15 protein-coding genes and 1 pseudogene are annotated in these 17,293 nt (G+C 61.0%); 8 read left to right on the top strand and 8 right to left on the bottom strand.

Going from position 1 to position 17,293, the window contains the following annotated elements:
- Positions 1-69: 69 nt before the first annotated feature.
- The 4 genes and pseudogenes from ACD578_RS00415 (at position 70) to ACD578_RS00400 (ending at position 3,855) form a co-directional block, all read left to right on the top strand.
- Entirely contained in the window at positions 70-651 is a 582-nt protein-coding gene (locus tag ACD578_RS00415) for a TetR/AcrR family transcriptional regulator (RefSeq protein WP_404289890.1), read from the top strand.
- Between the two features lie 455 nt (positions 652-1,106).
- A complete protein-coding gene (locus ACD578_RS00410) occupies positions 1,107-1,373 on the top strand; it encodes a hypothetical protein (RefSeq protein WP_404289888.1) in 267 nt (88 codons plus the stop codon).
- Between the two features lie 379 nt (positions 1,374-1,752).
- A pseudogene (locus tag ACD578_RS00405) lies at positions 1,753-3,433 on the top strand (M10 family metallopeptidase).
- 110 nt (positions 3,434-3,543) lie between these two features.
- Complete coding sequence (locus ACD578_RS00400) at positions 3,544-3,855, top strand: hypothetical protein (RefSeq protein ID WP_404289886.1); 312 nt, start codon at positions 3,544-3,546, stop codon at positions 3,853-3,855.
- 228 nt (positions 3,856-4,083) lie between these two features.
- Here ACD578_RS00400 and ACD578_RS00395 read toward each other — a convergent pair whose 3' ends face one another.
- From ACD578_RS00395 to ACD578_RS00360, 8 genes are all read right to left on the bottom strand, one after another.
- Positions 4,084-5,373: an NAD(P)/FAD-dependent oxidoreductase gene (locus ACD578_RS00395; RefSeq protein ID WP_404289884.1), complete on the bottom strand. Its 1,290-nt coding sequence runs from the start codon at positions 5,371-5,373 to the stop codon at positions 4,084-4,086.
- Between the two features lie 8 nt (positions 5,374-5,381).
- Entirely contained in the window at positions 5,382-5,879 is a 498-nt protein-coding gene (locus ACD578_RS00390) for a GAF domain-containing protein (protein ID WP_404289882.1), read from the bottom strand.
- Between the two features lie 137 nt (positions 5,880-6,016).
- Entirely contained in the window at positions 6,017-7,828 is a 1,812-nt protein-coding gene (locus ACD578_RS00385; protein WP_404289880.1) for an ABC transporter ATP-binding protein, read from the bottom strand.
- A gap of 401 nt (positions 7,829-8,229) precedes the next feature.
- A complete protein-coding gene (locus ACD578_RS00380; protein ID WP_404289878.1) occupies positions 8,230-8,772 on the bottom strand; it encodes an MOSC domain-containing protein in 543 nt (180 codons plus the stop codon).
- Positions 8,773-8,813: 41 nt separating this feature from the next.
- Entirely contained in the window at positions 8,814-9,263 is a 450-nt protein-coding gene (locus ACD578_RS00375; RefSeq protein ID WP_404289876.1) for a DUF488 family protein, read from the bottom strand.
- 9 nt (positions 9,264-9,272) lie between these two features.
- Positions 9,273-9,848, bottom strand: a complete 576-nt coding sequence (locus ACD578_RS00370; protein ID WP_404289874.1) for a cyclase dehydrase — start codon at positions 9,846-9,848, stop codon at positions 9,273-9,275.
- Positions 9,849-9,859: 11 nt separating this feature from the next.
- Positions 9,860-11,032 carry a zinc-dependent alcohol dehydrogenase gene (locus ACD578_RS00365; protein WP_404289872.1) on the bottom strand — a complete coding sequence of 391 codons (1,173 nt, stop codon included), beginning with the start codon at positions 11,030-11,032 and terminating at the stop codon, positions 9,860-9,862.
- A 136-nt stretch (positions 11,033-11,168) separates the two neighbouring features.
- Positions 11,169-11,594 (bottom strand): NUDIX hydrolase, encoded by a 426-nt coding sequence (locus ACD578_RS00360; RefSeq protein WP_152712785.1) that lies wholly within the window; start codon positions 11,592-11,594, stop codon positions 11,169-11,171.
- Between the two features lie 194 nt (positions 11,595-11,788).
- Here ACD578_RS00360 and ACD578_RS00355 point away from each other — a divergent pair, with 194 nt between their 5' ends.
- The 4 genes from ACD578_RS00355 (at position 11,789) to ACD578_RS00340 (ending at position 17,163) form a co-directional block, all read left to right on the top strand.
- Positions 11,789-12,583: an inositol monophosphatase family protein gene (locus ACD578_RS00355; protein WP_404289869.1), complete on the top strand. Its 795-nt coding sequence runs from the start codon at positions 11,789-11,791 to the stop codon at positions 12,581-12,583.
- Positions 12,584-12,703: 120 nt separating this feature from the next.
- Complete coding sequence (locus ACD578_RS00350; protein ID WP_404289867.1) at positions 12,704-13,750, top strand: ABC transporter substrate-binding protein; 1,047 nt, start codon at positions 12,704-12,706, stop codon at positions 13,748-13,750.
- Between the two features lie 111 nt (positions 13,751-13,861).
- Positions 13,862-16,051: an ABC transporter permease gene (locus tag ACD578_RS00345; protein WP_404289865.1), complete on the top strand. Its 2,190-nt coding sequence runs from the start codon at positions 13,862-13,864 to the stop codon at positions 16,049-16,051.
- Positions 16,052-16,056: 5 nt separating this feature from the next.
- A complete protein-coding gene (locus ACD578_RS00340) occupies positions 16,057-17,163 on the top strand; it encodes an ABC transporter ATP-binding protein (RefSeq protein WP_404293621.1) in 1,107 nt (368 codons plus the stop codon).
- The last annotated feature ends 130 nt before the right edge of the window (positions 17,164-17,293 follow it).

Below are 17,293 nucleotides of genomic sequence, written 5' to 3'. Positions count from 1 at the left end.
CCGTATGTCAATTGACATTTGTATCGTATGTGAATAGATGGATGGATGGCTCGCCGAACACGGAGCGACATGATCAGCGAAACCCGCGCCAAACTCTTGGCTGCGGGGCGCAAGGCTTTTGCTACGGTGGGGTATGCGGATGCATCGATGGACGATTTCACCGCCGAGGCGGGGCTGACGCGTGGAGCGCTCTATCACCACTTCCGGGATAAGCAGGGCCTGTTCCAGGCCATTGTCCTACAGATCGACGCTGAGATGGCCGAACGACTAAGGCAGCGCGCGGCTGAGGCGCCCAGTCGCTGGGAAGGCTTCGTCGAAGAGGGCATTGGCTACATTGAGATGGCTCTTGAGCCTGAGATCCAGCGCATCATCCTACGTGATGGTCCGGCGGTGTTGGGAGATCCTTCATCCTGGCCCACTGCCGATGGCTGCATTGCAGCGATGACGGCAAGTTTGGAAACACTGCAGGCGGAAGGCGTAATCCGCAATGTCGACCCGGAAGCAACGGCGCGTATGATTACGGGAGCCTCATGCTACGCTGCGCAGTGGATCGCCAATTCCGAAGACCCGCTCACGACATCACGCCGTGCCACTGCCGCATATCGCCGGCTTCTCCAGGGATTGCTGCGGGTCGATGCCGAGGCGTTGTGACAGCACCTAACGACCGGCACCCAATGCTGCAGCATTCGTGCAGTTTCCTTGGGGTATCGCGCCTAGGCAGTTGGCGCCGGTCGCCGGTAAGGCATTAACCTCGCAAGCCTCGCGGCCTTCTCAAGGATTCAAGACAGCAATCTATTAACGATCCGTTATATATTTTTCGACGGTGTTCTTCCGCGTATTATCAGCCACACAAGGGTGAGTTGCCGGGATGAAAGCGAGAAGAACTTTTGCATGCACAATTGGCATCTTGGTGTCCTCATCTCCATCGGCAGCCTCACCTTGGGTGAGGGCCCTCAATCTGATCCTCAGCACCGGAACCTGTCCAAAAGTGCAGTTTCTTTCAGGCTGCAGCTTTGCAATACTCAGGACTTAGGAACACTTGTCCCTTGAGACAGGCATTCCGGCCAGAATGACTGGGGGAAAACCCCCGGCATAAGGGGGAAAACATGAAGAACGCGGCCATTGCACCTGAGATCGCAGATCCTTATGCGACGCTCGAAAAGATTCTCAAAGTAATCGGTCGATCATGGCTGAGCGAGGAATGGCGGCTTGAGGATATTCGCCTCCTGGCTCAGGAGGCGATTGCAACGCGCCGAAAAAAGGCGAGTGGGAAAAGCGCCAGAGTTGCCGCCCCACCTCTTCAGCCGCAGATCCATTTCAAACCAGACCTCCCCCGAGCTTCCGACAAGCGAAACGAGCGTCTTCCTTCATAGAGACACCTAAGACCCGTTCGAAGAAGGCCCCTGCGCAGGCCGGCACTCAGGAACAGCGTACAAAAAACGCTGCGATGCGGCATGTTGTCGAAAGAGGCAATATTCAAGCAGGTCCGCTTTTAGTCCTGCCAAAAATCCCTTATCACCTCCCGAAGCGATAAAGTTCGCGCGAGATCAACAAAATAAAGCAATCTCGCTGGGGCTGTCAGATGATATATCGTAATTTATTGTAACGCTTCGCACGAAAGCGCGATCAGACGGCAAGCTTAAGCTTTTTGGAAGAGACGTTCTTTACTCTTCAAAAGCAAGGCTGCTTGTCACTGGCGGGCAGCAGCTCGCACGAACCTTATCAATTTCTGCTCTATTCGATTGAAGAATCATGCCTGCTGTCGAGACATACAATTCAACGGGAAACGCCTACATCGATGCCGTTCTCGGCAGCACCAAATGGGTGCCGAGCAACCTGACATACAGCTTTCCCGCGACACCTACCTCATACGGCTCTTCCTATGGAGACGGTGAGGCGGCGAAAGGATTTGGCGCGTTCAACGGCGCGCAGCAATCCATTACGCGCTCGGCGTTGAATCTCTACTCGGCTGTCAGCAATCTGACCTTCCAGGAGTGGGGCGGGGCGAGCGGGCCATCGGCCGACCTGCGTTTTGCACAATCGGACCTGCCCAGCACGGCGTGGGCCTATTTCCCGACAACGGATGCAACCGGCGGCGATGTCTGGGTCAACAATTCCAGCCAGACCTATGCAAGCCCGGCCATGGGCAACTACGCCTATCTCACCCTCGTTCACGAGATCGGGCACGCCCTTGGGCTCGAGCATGCCCACGAGGGCAATATGCCTCTGGATCGCGACAGCATGGAATATACCGTGATGAGCTACCGCTCCTATGCGGGCGCTTCAACCAGTACGGGCTATACCAACGAGACCTGGGGCTATGCCCAGTCTCTCATGATGTACGACATCGCCGCTATCCAGCACATCTACGGCGCGAATTACGCGACCAACGACGGCAACACGACCTATACCTGGAGCCCGACAACGGGCGAGATGTTCATGAACGGTGTCGGCCAGGGCGCCCCCGGCGACAACCAGATCCTACTGACCGTCTGGGATGGGGGCGGTTCCGATACCTATAGCTTCACCAACTACACGACCGAGCTATCGATCGACCTCCAGCCTGGAGCTTGGACGACCACGTCCCAGGAGCAACGCGCCAAGCTGCATTGGGATGGCTCCAAACTCGCAGCTGGCAACATCGCCAATGCCCTTCTCTATCAGGGCAACACGCTCTCTCTCATCGAGAACGCCTCCGGCGGCTCCGCGAGTGATGTCATCAAGGGCAACGTGGCCAGCAACACGCTTCGCGGCAATGGCGGCGATGACAAGCTCTATGGCCTGAGCGATAACGACGTACTGATCGGCGGAAGCGGCAAAGATGTGCTCAACGGCGGGACGGGCACCGATATCGCAAGTTACATCACGGCGAAGGCGGCCGTAACGGCCGATCTCCAATCCTCGTCGAGCAACCGAGGCGAAGCTTTGGGCGACACCTACTCGAGCATCGAGAGCCTTATCGGGAGCGCCTATGGCGACACGCTTCGCGGAAACGGCGCGTCCAACACGATCAAGGGCGAAGGCGGCAAGGATACGCTCTACGGGCGCAACGGCAACGATATGCTCGAGGGCGGTTCAAGCGGCGACAAGCTCTATGGTCAGAGCGGGAAGGACATGCTCATCGGCGGAAGCGGAGCAGATGCTTTTGTTTTCCAGGCCTTGAGCGATTCCCGCAGATCCACTGTCGATACGATCAAGGATTTCTATCGCGGATCCGATCGTATCGATCTGCGCAGCATCGATGCGAATACGAAGGTCGCAAGCGATCAGGCATTCACCTTTATCGGCAAAACCGCCTTCCATGGCAAGGCCGGCGAGTTGCGCTTTGCCGATGGCATCGTGTCGGGTGGACGTGAACGGCGATAGGACTGCCGATTTCAAGATCAATGTCGCAGGCCTCTTCACGTTGTCGAAAGGCGACTTTTATTTGTGATCAGGTTTTTGTGATCGGCTCTCCCAGGGGACCAGGGTTGCCTCGTGACAAGCGATGATGCGAGGAGGGTCGCTTCATCCGCTGAACAGATTCGACCCCGGGAGCCGTGAATGAGAACGTCCATCGCCGCCTGTCTTGCCATGTTCGCCGGATTGGTTCTTCCGACCTTTGCTCTCGCGGCCGATAGCGAAAAGTCGCTGCCCGAGACGGACCTCGTTGCTCCCTTCCATTCGAACGAGCGCACTTATTTCCGTGAGCATCGGATGCGTGCCTATGAGCGGACACGGGCAGGAACCCGTCAGGGCGCCACCTGCGTGACACCGAAAGGCGTGTGCTGGATTGCAGACCCCCTCTCCAGCGGCAACGACTGCTCCTGCGAAAGCCGGCGCCTCGGAACAATCCACGGCACGATTGGTGGCTGACTAAGAATAATAGGTTAACCATCTGGACAGACAGCAAGCTTAGGCATAATCCACATCGCAAGGCCTTCCGGCTTTAGAGGAAGCGCGATGGAACAAACGGAAAAACGCCACCCTGCCAACGATGCTCTGGCCTATCTCATGAATCTGATCGCTCTCGCGTTCAGCTTCAGTTGCCTCTGGGTCGTGGCATCGGCCGCCAAGATGTAATTTTGTATCGTTTCCGCCGTTTCAGCGGGAGCGCAATTCCCTGGCCGCATCGGCGGCCTGATAGCTCCAGTAAGTGAGCTGAACAGCGGCACGGCCGAAGATGCCGCCATTCCATGCCAGATCGAACGGCGCAAACAGGCGATAGCGGTCGCTTTCTGCAGTTATTCCTTCCGCAATCACCGTCCCGCCAGCTGCCGTCGTGTTCATACCGTGGCCGCCGAAGGCCGTGCAGTACCAGACCCCCTGTTTCCATTGACCGATCTGCGGCATCAGGTGCCGGGCATAGGACATAAGGCCCGACCAAGCGACCTCGACCTTCAAGCCGGACAGCTGCGGATAGGTCGTCACCATCTCGCGCCGGAGAAGGGCTGCGATATCGTGCGGATCGGTCGTGCGCGTGGTGATGCGTCCACCCCATAGGATCCTATTTCCGCCGTCGACCAGTCGGTAATAGTCCCCTGCCCTGCGATCATCGAGAATGGCCGCCTGCGTGCGAATGGCGCCTTGCACCAGCTCCGGCGCCTGCTCGCTCAACAGAACGTAAGTGGCAATGGGCAGGAACGCGCGCTTGAGCGCAGGCAAGACGGCGCCGGTATAGCCGCCCGTTGCGAACACCACATGCTCGGTCGAAATTTCGGCATCCCCCGCGCGAAGGACCTTGCGTGCGCTGTCGAGATCGGCCGCCGTCACCGACGAATGCTCATGAATCGAAGCGCCCAGTCGCGCCGCCTCGCGAGCCAGCGCACGTCCGTAATTCAGCGGATGGAAGTGGAAGGCGCCTTCGTCCAGAACCGCCTCGTGATATTTGGGAGAAATGAAGAGCTCTCTCACCTCATCACGGGGCACATAGCGGAGCTGCAATCCGAACTCGCTCCGCTGGCGTTCGCTTGCAGCCTGCAGGGCTCCGCGCGAGTTGTAACGCAGTGCCTTCGCAATGCCGGGTACCCGATGGGCATTCTGAATCCCGAGTTCGTCGATATTGCTGCGGACGATCTCCACGCCCTCCATGGAGAGGCGGAACAGCTCCCGTGCCTGATCAGGTCCCGCACGGCGCTCGATGGCGGCAAGCCCCGTGGCATAACCTGCGGAAACAAAGCCGCCGTTGCGGCCGGAGGCGCCCCAGGCCACCCGCTGGGCTTCGAGCAGCACGACCTTGCGTCCGCTGCGTGCAAGCTTCAAAGCCGCTGTCAGACCGGCCAATCCACCACCGACGATGCAGACATCCGCCTGGATGCGTCCCGCCGCCCGCGGATAGGCTTCCGACGTGGCGGCGGTGCGGCTGTAATAGGTGTCGATATAGGCGGGCTGCATTTTGAGGGTTAAAGCGAGAGCTCGGAAGCCTTGAGATAGATCCGCACCAGTTTCTCGCAGCCCTCGCGGTCCTCCTCGTCGAACCGGTTCGTGCTAGGGCTATCGAGATCGAGCACGCCCAGCACCTTGCCGTCCTTGATGAGCGGCACGACGAGTTCGGAGCGGGAGGCGCTGTCGCAGGCGATGTGACCCGTAAAGGCGTTGACGTCCGGCACCACGATGGATTCCTTGCGCTCTACCGCTGTGCCGCAAACGCCGCGACCGACCGCGATGCGCACGCAGGCCGTCTTGCCCTGGAAGGGGCCGAGAACGAGCTCCGGCCCGCGCATGAAGTAGAACCCGGCCCAGTTCAGATCCGGCAGGAACTGGTAGATCAGGGCCGACATGTTGGCCGCATTCGCGATCGCATCCGGCTCGCCCTCCAGAAGTCCGGAGAGTTGCTGGGCGAGAGAGGCATAGAAGTCCCGCTTATTGTCGGAACTCGGGATGTCTTTGACTTCAAACATGGGATTTCCCTTAAAGCATCGGACCCAAAAGTGGAACCCACTTTTGGGTCCGATGCTCATCTTCTTGGCTGGCGCATCGTGCGGACTTCCGGTCCGCACGATGCGCCAGAAATTTCAGAATAGCTTGTCCAGACGCCTTATTCTGCAGCCATGTCGGACCGCGGTCCCTTAGTGAGATCCAGCCCCTGGTGATCGCAGAGGCGGCGGTAAAGACCTCCCTTGCGATAGAGCGTCAGGTGATCACCTTCCTCCACCATCCGCCCTCTGTCGAACACGAGGATGCGGTCGAGGGCGCGCACCGTCGAAAGGCGGTGCGCGATCACGATGGAGGTGCGCCCCACCATGAGCCGCTCCATCGCCTGCTGGATCAGCGCCTCCGATTCCGAATCGAGCGCGGAGGTCGCCTCGTCCAGGATCAGGATGGGCGCATCAGCCAGGAAGGCGCGCGCGATTGCGACCCTCTGGCGCTCGCCACCCGAGAGCTTCACGCCACGCTCACCCACAAGGGTCGAATAGCCTTTGGGCAGGCTCATGATGAAGTCGTGCGCATTGGCGAGCCGCGCCGCACGCTCGATCTCCGCCACAGACGCATTCGGGCGGGCATAGGCGATGTTCTCGGCCAGCGTACGGTGGAACAGAATGGGCTCCTGCTGCACGATGGCGATCTGCGAACGCAAGGACGCCTGCTCGGCTTGAGCGATGTTCTGCCCGTCGATCAGGATCTGCCCACCCGTCACGTCGTAGAGACGCTGGATCAGCTTGACGAGGGTCGTCTTGCCTGATCCCGAGGGGCCCACGAGGCCGACGCGCTCGCCCGCCCGGACCGTCAGGGACAGATCCCGGTAGAGCGGCGTGTCATGTCCCGCATAGTGGAACGTGACACGGTCGAACGAGACCTCGCCGCGCGAAATGCGGATCGGCTTCGCGCCGGGACGATCCGGCACGCCGATGCGCTCCCGGTGGATCTCGACGAGTTCCTCCATGTCGTTCACCGAACGGCGCAGGTTGTTGATGTGCATGCCGACGTCACGCAGGTAGCCGTGGATTACGAAGTACGTCGTGAGCACATAGGCAAGATCGCCTGGCGTTGCGCGGTTCTGCCACCACAGCCAGATGGCCGTGCCGATGATGGCGGCACGGATGCCGAGCAGGGCGATGAACTGCACCGTTCCGCTGTTGGTGCCGCGCTGCCAGAGGCGGCGGGTGCGGTTCTGCCACTTGCGCAGCACCCAGGTGAGGCGCTGGTCCTCACGCACCTCGGCTCCGAAAGCCTTTACGACGGGATTGCAGCTCAAAGCATCGGCCAGGGTGCCGCCGACGCGCGTATCCCAAGCATTGGCCAGCCGCGCCGCGGGCGCGACATAGCGGGTCGCCAGGAAGCCCGTCATGACGATGTAGGCGAGCGCGCTCCCTCCGATGACGAAGCCCATCACCGGCCAGCGCAGACCCAGCACGATCATCGAGCCGGCGAGCACTGTGAGCGAAGGCAGCAACGCGAGCAGGAGCGTGTCGTGCATCAGGTCCAGCGCCCACATACCGCGGGTGATCTTGCGCACGGTGGAGCCGGCAAAGGAGTTCGCATGCCAGTCGGTCGAAAAGCGCTGGACACGGGCAAACGCATCCTGCGCCACGCGCCCCATCACCCGCAGCGTCAGCTCCACGATGCCATAAAAGGCCAGATGGCGCATGACGATCGTGAGCAGGCCGAGGCCTGTCATGAAGGCGAAGGAGACGAGCGCTGCGTGAAGGGCGGCCTCACGGTCGTTGGCGCCCATGGCGATGGCATCGACGAGACGTCCCGCGAAGACGGGCATGAATACATCGGCCAGCGTCGAGACCATCATGGTAACGACGATCAGCACCACGTAACGCGGTTCTTCGCGCCAGTGCCGAAACGTGAATTTCAAGACATCGCGGGTGGCGTCCCCGCTCTTCGTTTGCTGGCTCATGGAAGCGAACAGGCGGCGCTCGGAGCGCACACCTCTCCCCGGAATTTGAGGAGCGACAGGGGAACCGCTGCTTACAGCGTCCGATGTCGCTCAAAGATCATAGATTGTGAAAGCTTGATAAGGTTTGCCGGGCCTTGGAGCCCCACCTGGTCCGACCTAAAGTTCGGACGCGGGAGGAACGTTCAGCAAGCGGATAAAAGCCATGCAGTCCTCCCTCTCTAGAAATTAAACCTAGGCCCAAGGTAGTGCAGTTCGTTCAACTTGGCAACCGCACTTTTGTTTCAGCCCGATCTGAGGCTCTAACGCATCGTGCGGAACCGGAAGTCCGCTCAACGGTGCGACAGTTAGGAAAGTGAGCATCGGCGGGACCCCAGAAGTGCCTCCCGCTTTTGGATGATGCTCTAGACGACCTCGAGCGCCCGGTGCGGTCCGAGCGGCAACTCCACCCGAATGGCATCACCCGATCTCACCTCACCTCCTTCGAGGACGATCGCCATGATTCCGGATTTACGGACGAGGTTTCCGTGCTCGTCCTTGCCGAGTACGGCCTTCATGAGTCCCTTCTGAAAGCGATCGATCTGGACACAAGGGTTGCGCAGTCCCGTCACCTCGATCACGGCGCTCGGGCCGATGAGCAGGCGCGCGCCCGCCGGCAGGCCGAGCAGATCGATGCCGCGCGTCGTGACGTTTTCGCCCATGTCGCCGGCGGAAACGTTGAAGCCCACTTCACGAAGTTCGTCGTGCAGTTCGGCATGGATCAGGTGAACCTGCCGCAAATTCGGCTGGCTCGGGTCCTTGGCCACCCGCGAGCGGTGCTTGACGGTCGTGCCAAGGTGAGCATCGCCCTCGACGCCGAGACCGGCCAGGAGGCGGATAACGCCCCGATTGGATTTGCTGAAGCTGTGGCCGGGGCTACTGCTCACCGCCGTGACGATTGCCTGCATGACCGCCCCTTGCCTCCCTGCGCAGGATTCATCTTGTAGCGTCAGAGAACCGTCAGATCCACCGTCTCGAAGCCTCTTTCGGCGAGTCGCTGCGCCAGCACGCGGCGATGGCAATCGGCGGGATCGCGCTCGAAGCAGAGAAGGCAGATCGGTTGGGCCTGCGCCAGTGCCTCCAACTCGCGAAAAGCCTCCTGAGCCGGTTCGGTCGCCAGAACCTCGTTGCAATAGATCCGGCGCATCAATTCGCCGTCACCGGCACGAGCCGCCTGACGCCCCTCCTTCGGCGTTCCGAGTTTGATGAAATGCTGGTAGCCGATGCCCTGATTCGTTAGAGCATCCCGCAGGGCCGATTTGGAGAAACCGCGCTTGCGTGAGAGCGCGACGGCACGCACATCCGCGAGGGCGCCGACTCCCGCATCCTTCAAGGTGGTGAGGAAGCGGTCCACATCCGCTCCCTCGTATCCAATGGTAAAAACCTGCGGCTTTGTCATGCCGCGAAGTTACATGGACGGCTGAGGATGTCGAGATGGCTCCGGCTGCGTATAGGGCCGCAGCGCCTCCGGCGTGCGGAAATCGCTCGGCACCTCGAAATCCCGGGCCGCACCATGACTCTGCTCAATCCCACGGGGATAACCGGTGCGATCGGAATAATCCTGCATCGGCGGCAACGGATGCGGGCTTTCGCGGCTCAGGGTTTGAGCGCAATAAACGTCCAGCGCCGTCACGCCGGCCACAGCCGCCATCGCGATGCCGACATTACCCTTCTTCGGGTTGTTGCCCTCAAGGGCCGTCGCCAGCGTTGCAAGGTCGAGCCCGTCGCCGGCGACACGCCCCCAGACCCAAGGTGTCGGATCCTTCGAGGCCAGAATGCCAATGCCGGTTGCGATTTCGCGAACACCATAGCCAGCAATCAGCCCCTCTTGCCCTTTCATGCCGAGCGCTCGTGCCAGTGCGCGAGGCGCTGCGACTTCGGCGATGCCGAGAGCGATGGAAAACAGGCCGAGCCCGCGGGCCAGGGTGTCGGTCGCCGTGTCGGCGTGACCACGGCGGCGCGTTTTTTCAGTTTCGTAGCGCATGATCTCACCTATCAGGGTTTGAGTACGACCTTGATGCAGCCATCCTGCTTGTCACGGAAGACCTTGTACATGTCCGGTCCCTCATCGAGAGAAACCGTATGTGTGATGACGAACGACGGATCGATCTGACCTTCCTCGATGCGGCGCAGGAGATCATCGGTCCAGCGGTTCACATGCGTCTGGCCCGTGCGGATGGTGAGCCCCTTGTTCATGATCGCCCCGAAGGGGATCTTGTCGAGTAAGCCGCCATAGACACCAGGAATCGAGAGCGTCCCGGCCGGGCGGCAGACATAGGCCATCTCACGCAGCACATGCGGACGATCCGTCTCCATCATGGTGGCCTGCTTCACCCGATCGTACATGGAATCGATCGTCGCGGTGGCATGTGCCTCCATGCCGACAGCGTCGATGCACTTCTCGGGACCCTTACCTTTGGTGAGCTCGTTGAGCCGCTCGATCACGCTCTCCTCGTCAAAATTGATCGTGATGGCGCCGCCCGCCTCTGCCATGGCGAGGCGCTCGGGAACCCGGTCGATCACCACGACCTGTTTGGCGCCAAGGAGTATGGCGCTGCGGATCGCCATCTGGCCCACGGGACCTGCGCCCCAGATCGCGACCGTGTCCGTGGGTTGGATGTCGCACTGGACGGCCGCTTGCCATCCTGTCGGAAAAATGTCGCTGAGGAAGAGAAGTTTCTCGTCCGGAACGCCGTCCGGCACCTTGATGTGGGTGGAGTCGGCGAAGGGCACGCGCAGATACTCGGCCTGCCCGCCCGGATAGCCGCCGGTCAGATGCGTGTAGCCGAACAGACCCGCCGTCGTGTGCCCAAAGGCCTTGGCGGCGATATGGCCGTTGCGGTTCGTCCGCTCGCACACCGAGAAATTGCCGCGCTTGCACTGCTCGCACTCGCCGCAGATGATGGTGAATGGGATCACCACCCGGTCGCCGACCTTGAGCTTGCCTCTGGACTCGGCACCGACCTCTACGACCTCGCCCATGGTCTCATGGCCCATGATGTCACCGGATTTCATCCCCGGCATGAAATGATCGTAGAGGTGAAGATCGGAGCCGCAGATGGCGCAGCTCGTCACCTTGATGATCGCGTCGCGCGGATGCTCGATCTGTGGATCGGGAACCGAATCGCAACGGATATCGGTGGTGCCATGCCAAACAAGCGCCTTCATCGAAATCTCCTCACATGCCTGGAAATGGTCAAGCTCCGCCGCTTGACCGCTTTCGTCACAGGAAAGACTTCTTGAGGAGCTTTGCGTTCCCTGAATCGCCCTAAAATCTACGTTCTACCTCGTTGGGACGAGGCCGTCAGACGTGTTCGGGAAGGCTGCGGATGAGCTCGGCCAAAGCGGGCTCCAGGACCTGATGAGCTGCCTCTTCAACCTCGAACCACTGGGCCTGACGCTGCCCTTTCTCGCGCCAGGACTTGAGTTGTTTGGAGACCTCGAGCGGGTAGACGTTGACGCGGCACAGATCGAAATGCGCGGCCCGACGCTTCCAGTAATCGTAGGAGCCGAGTGGCTTGTTCTTGATCTCGCCCTTGACGCCAGCCTCCTCCTCGGCCTCCTGCGCGGCCGCCTTGTGAGGCTTCTTGCCTTTCATGGGCCAGCCCTTGGGAATCAGCCAGCGCTTGGTCTCGCGCGACGTGACGAGGAGCACCTCGATCTTGCCGTCCTTGATCCGGAAGGGGAGTGCCGCAACCTGGCTGAGTTCTTCTTTTGCTGTCTGGGGCATTCGACGAGAGTAGGACTCCTAACGAGATAGTTTGTAACGTAAGTGATTTGAGCCGGCTAAGAAAGGGTCAATTTGAGAGGAATTGGGAACACCGTCGGCCTCGGCCTCATACGATTCTCCATCCTCTCAAAGATCCATGACCGCCTCATAACAGTGGAAACCCCGCATTTGATCCAGAAGGATGTTCCAACCCGATGACGACAGACAGCCTGGACATGAGATTTGCAGCCGCCTGCGCCATCGCCAGGGAGGCGGGCGTGCTGGCGCGCAAGCGCTTTCTGGAACGGCCGCGATCGCAGCGGCCGGATTTCAAGGGCCCGCAGGATTTCCTGACAGCCACCGATGCGGAGGTAGAAGAGCTGATCCGCAGCCGTCTGAGCGAGCTGTTTCCCGGCGATTCCTTCTTCGGCGAGGAAGGTGGCGGCTCCTTCGAGCGCGACGTCTGGGTGGTGGATCCTATCGACGGCACGGCGAATTTCGCCCGCGGCATCCCGCACTTTGCCATCTCCATTGCCTTCGTGCGTGAGGGACGGGTCGAGATCGGGGTGATCTATGATGTGATGCATGCCGAGCTCTACACGGCTCAACGCGGCCGGGGCGCCATCCTCAATGGCGAGACCATCCGTGTGAGCGGCCTCGCCAATATGAATCAGGCCACCGTGGAAGCAGGCTGGTCCTCGCGCCTGCCGCCCGAGCCCTATATCGCCGTCATCGACAAGCTGAAGACGGCCGGTGCCAATGTGCGCCGGGCGGGATCGGGTACGCTGGGCTTGGCTTACGTTGCGGACGGTCGCATCGATGCCTATTGCGAGCTCCACATCAATTCCTGGGATGCCCTGGCCGGCCTTCTGATCATCGAAGAGGCTGGAGGCTGGACCAACGACTTCCTGGCAAAGGACGGCCTCAGGAAAGGCAATCCCGTTCTGGCCTGCACGCCGGAACTGGCCGATGCACTCACCCAGGCGACCGGGATCGCGAAGACGCCATGAGACGGCATCTTATTCTAAAGATTCAGATTTGAAGCACCGGCTAGGCTCTTGACCCGCCGTCGCAATGGGGGGAGCTTAGCCGACCAACCAATAATAGAAACGGCTCTTTGGGAGGATCGAATGAACGTGAAGAAGAATCTCGCTGCGGCAACCATGCTGGCAGGCACCATGACGGCCCTGTCTTTCATGTCCGCAGGAGCGGCCCAGGCGCAAGGCGCGCTGGTGATGTATTGCGGCGTGCAGGAGGAATGGTGCCGCGCCATGACGACTGCCTTTGAGCGTGAGACGGGCATCAAGGTCTCGATGACCCGTAAGAGCGCAGGCGAGGTCTACGCTCAGGTCAAGGCGGAGGCTGCCAATCCTCGCGCCGACATCTGGTGGGGTGGCACGGGCGACCCGCACATGCAGGCGGCAGAAGAGGGCATCACCGAAGAGTACAAGTCGCCGAAAATGGGCGAATTGCAGGACTGGGCCGTGCGCCAGTGGGAGCAATCCAAGGGCCGCACCGTCGGCATCTATTCCGGGGCGCTCGGCTTCGGCTACAACACGGAGCTCGCGCAATCGAACAAGATCGGCGAGCCGAAATGCTGGGCGGATCTGCTGAAGCCCGAGCTGAAGGACGAGGTGCAGGTCGCGGATCCGAACTCCTCCGGCACGGCCTACACGCTTCTCGCCACCATCGTGCAGATCATGGGCGAGGACAAAGGCTTCGAATATCTCAAGGCCCTGCACAAGAACGTCAATCAATACACCAAGTCGGGCGCTGCCCCGGCCAAGGCCATGGCGCTCGGAGAGACGACCGCCGGCATCGCCTTCATGCACGATATCGTGACGATGGTCGTCGACAAGGCGCCCGTGAAGGTCGTCGCCCCTTGCGAGGGAACGGGCTACGAAATCGGCTCCATGTCGGTCATCAAGGGTGCCAAGAACCTAGACAACGCCAAGAAGTTCTACGACTGGGCGCTCACCGCCGACGCGCAGAAGCTCGGCGCAGAAGCCAAGTCGTACCAAGTGCCCTCGAACAAGAGCACACCGATTCCGCCGCAGGCTCCGAAGCTCAGCGACATCAAGCTGATCAATTTCGATTTCGCGAAATACGGCTCCTCGGCCGAGCGCAAGCGCCTCCTGTCCAAGTGGGACAACGAGGTGAAGAACCTGCCGAAATAGGCGGACTTAAAATATGCTTCGGCGCACCGGAGGACCGCTGCGCCGAAGCACATCGATACTCTGATCATAATAAGGACCGAGCCCGCATCGGTCTTGAGGCGAGGACAGAAGATGTCACGGGCAACCCTTGGCTGGATCGTTCTGGGCTGGGTCGGCTTTGCCCTCCTGCCTTGGTACGGCTTCGACCGCACTGCCATCCCGACCCTCTCCGATTATTTCGTCAGCGGATCGGCCCTGATTCATGGCCTCAAGGGCACGTGGTGGCTCCTGCCGATCCTGGCGCCCTTGTGCTTGTCCCTGGTCCCCGTGATCCGTCCCTCGGCTCAACCCAACGGCAGCTGGCTCATCGCATCGGGACTTCTCGGTCTCACCCTCATCGTTCTGCAAGGGTTTTCCATCGGCCTCAACGGCTGGACCATGGATGCTCTGAAGGACCTCTTCGGTGAGCCGGGTCCAAGCCAGGCCGGAATGGGCTATGGCGCTGCTCTGACGGCGGCCGCTTTCCTCATCATCCTGTGCCACGGCCTTGCGGCGCGCGGCTGGTGCCGGGGCGATGCCTTCGTCACCTCCTCCATCGGCGTCGTCATTGCCCTGATCTTTGTCTTCGTGTTCTTCCCGGTCTCGACTATTCTCGCAAGCGCCTTCGCCGACAACAGCGGCGACTTCGCCCCTTACGAATTCTTCGTGAAGTTCCTTGATCGGTCGATCTGGGGTCTGGATTGCCTGTCGAGCGGCCTGCGCTGCGGCGTGGCGTGGAATACGCTCTTCCTCGGGCTGCTCGTGGGCGTCGGCACGACGGCTCTCGGCCTTGCCTTCGCTCTCATCGCGACCCGGACGGATTTCCGGTTCAAGAAGCTTCTGCGCCTGATGAGCGTTCTGCCCATCATCACGCCGCCTTTCGTGATCGGCCTGGCCCTGATCCTGCTCTTCGGCCGCTCGGGGGCTCTCTCCGCGGTGCTGTGGGAGTGGTTCGGCGTGCCGCGCTCACGCTGGATCTACGGACTTCCCGGCGTTCTCATCGCACAGCTTCTCGCCTTCACGCCGATTGCGTTCCTCGTCCTCATCGGCGTGGTGCAGGGTATCAGCCCGACACTCGAAGAAGCCTCGCAAACCCTGCGTGCGAAGAGCTGGACGACCTTCTGGACCGTGACGCTGCCGCTCATGCGACCGGGTCTCGCCAACGCCTTCCTCCTCGGTTTCGTGGAAAGCCTGGCCGATTTCGGCAATCCGCTGGTGCTTGGCGGAAACTACGAGGTGCTCTCCACGAAGATCTTCTTCGCCGTCGTCGGCGCGCAGCAGGATCAGGGCCGCGCGGCCGTGCTGTCCATCATCCTGCTGGCGTTCACGCTCGGGGCCTTCTGGCTCCAGCATGCCTGGCTCGGCAAGAAGGTCTACACAACAGTCACGGGAAAGGGCGACGCCGGCATTCCGCTGCCGCTGCCGCGGCGGGTGGCGCTGGCCTCCTACCTCGCGGCATTGCCTTGGGCGATCTTCACCGTCGCCATTTATGCGATCATCGTGGTCGGCGCCTTCGTGCGCTCTATGGGTCGCGACTATACGCCGACCTTCGAGCATTTCCTGACAGCCTTCCGGGTGGAGCGCTCCAGTTCGGGCCTCTACTTCTCGGGTTCGGCCTGGGACTCATTTTTTGCGACCGTGAGAGTGGCCGCGCTCTCGGCGCCGCTGACCGCGGCCATCGGACTGCTCACCGCCTATCTTCTCACCCGCCAGCGTTTCTCCGGCCAGCGCGCCTTCGAGTTCGGCACGCTCCTGAGCTTTGCGATTCCCGGCACGGTCGTCGGCGTGTCCTACATCCTGGCCTTCAACGTGCCGCCGATCGAAATTACCGGAACCGGCTTCATCCTCGTGATGTGCTTCGTATTCCGCAACATGCCGGTGGGCGTGCGCTCCGGCATCGCCACCTTGAGCCAGATCGACAAGAGCCTCGATGAAGCCTCGTTGACGCTGGGTGCCGGCTCGTGGACCACCATGCGCCGCGTAGTGCTGCCGCTGCTGAGACCGGCCATCGTCGCCTCTCTCGTGTATTCCTTCGTGCGCGCCATGACGGCCGTGAGCGCGGTGATCTTCCTCGTCACCGCCGAGTACAATATGGCGACGACCTACATCGTCGGCCGGGTCGAGGCAGGCGAGTTCGGCCTTGCGATTGCCTATTCCACCGTGCTCATCCTTGTCATGCTGCTCGCCATTGTGGCGATCCAGCTGGCCGTCGGCGAGCGGCGCCTCGGGCGCCGCAGCGCGAGCATCGCTCCTTCCCCCGTTGCCGTGCAGGCGGTCCCATGAACAAGATGTCGTCCATTCATTCCCTATCCCGCCCCGCGGCCTCCAAGAAGCAAGCTGCTTCGGTGCAGTTCCGCAACGTGACGAAGCACTACGGCAGCGTCACCGCGGTGGACGATATTTCCTTCACCATCGAACCGGGCCAGCTCGTAACCCTGCTCGGCCCTTCCGGCTGCGGAAAGACCACGACTTTGCGCATGATCGCCGGCCTCGAGATGGCGAGCGAAGGCCAGATCCTGATCGGAGGGCGTGACGTGACGAACCTCTCCGCCGCCGACCGGGACGTGAGCATGGTGTTCCAGTCCTACGCACTCTTTCCGCACATGTCGGTGCTGGAGAACGTGGCCTATGGACCTTCCGTGCAGGGCGTCTCCAAGAAGGACGCCTACGAGATGGCCATGGAAAAGCTATCGCTGATAGGCCTCAAGGGCCTGGAGAAGCGCGCACCCTCCGAGCTGTCCGGCGGACAGCAGCAGCGCGTGGCGGTGGCCCGCGCACTCGTGCTGGAACCGCAGGTTCTGCTTTTTGACGAGCCTTTGTCGAATCTCGACGCCAAGCTGCGCCGGAGGGTACGCGAGGATATCCGCGAACTGCAGCAGAGCCTCAATCTCACCGTGGCCTACGTGACGCACGATCAGGAGGAGGCGCTCGCTGTCTCCGACCACATCATCGTCATGTCGAACGCTCGTATCGCCCAGACCGGTGCACCGCGTGAGCTTTATGAAGAGCCGGCCAACCTGTTCGTCGCCGACTTCATCGGTGACGCCAACATCATCAACGGCGATCTGGTGAGCATTGCGGGACCTACGGCACAGGTGAATATCGGCAATTTAAGCCTCCAGCTTCCTCACAGAAACGCCAGCCAAGGACCTGTCAAACTTGCCGTCCGGCCCGACGCAATCCTCCTCGACGAGTCAGCCTCCGTCGCCGGCGCGCTGACCGGGACAGTGCGAAAAGCCTCTTATCTCGGCACGCAGGTGGAATACGAGGTAGAGAGCGCCATCGGGAACCTGTTCGTCGTCCAATACGGACGCAAGGAGCCGATTACTCCGGGCACGCCCGTGTCAATCTCGTTCACGACACAGCGCGGCGTCGCTATCGTTCCGGACGCCTAAAGCATCGTACGGAAAAGCGGATCCGGCTTTCCACGCCAACGATGAGCCGTTTAAGGAATTGAGCGTTTTTCGGCCACGTGGATCCGGTTCGCCGTTAAGAAATGCGGCGGACCAAGAGGAGAGATGTTTC

Origin of the sequence: Microvirga sp. RSM25, assembly GCF_044784385.1 — a bacterium.
Classification (GTDB): Bacteria; Pseudomonadota; Alphaproteobacteria; order Rhizobiales; family Beijerinckiaceae; genus Microvirga; species Microvirga tunisiensis.
Note: the sequence above shows the minus strand (reverse complement) of the source record. Positions and strands in the feature narration are given on the sequence as shown.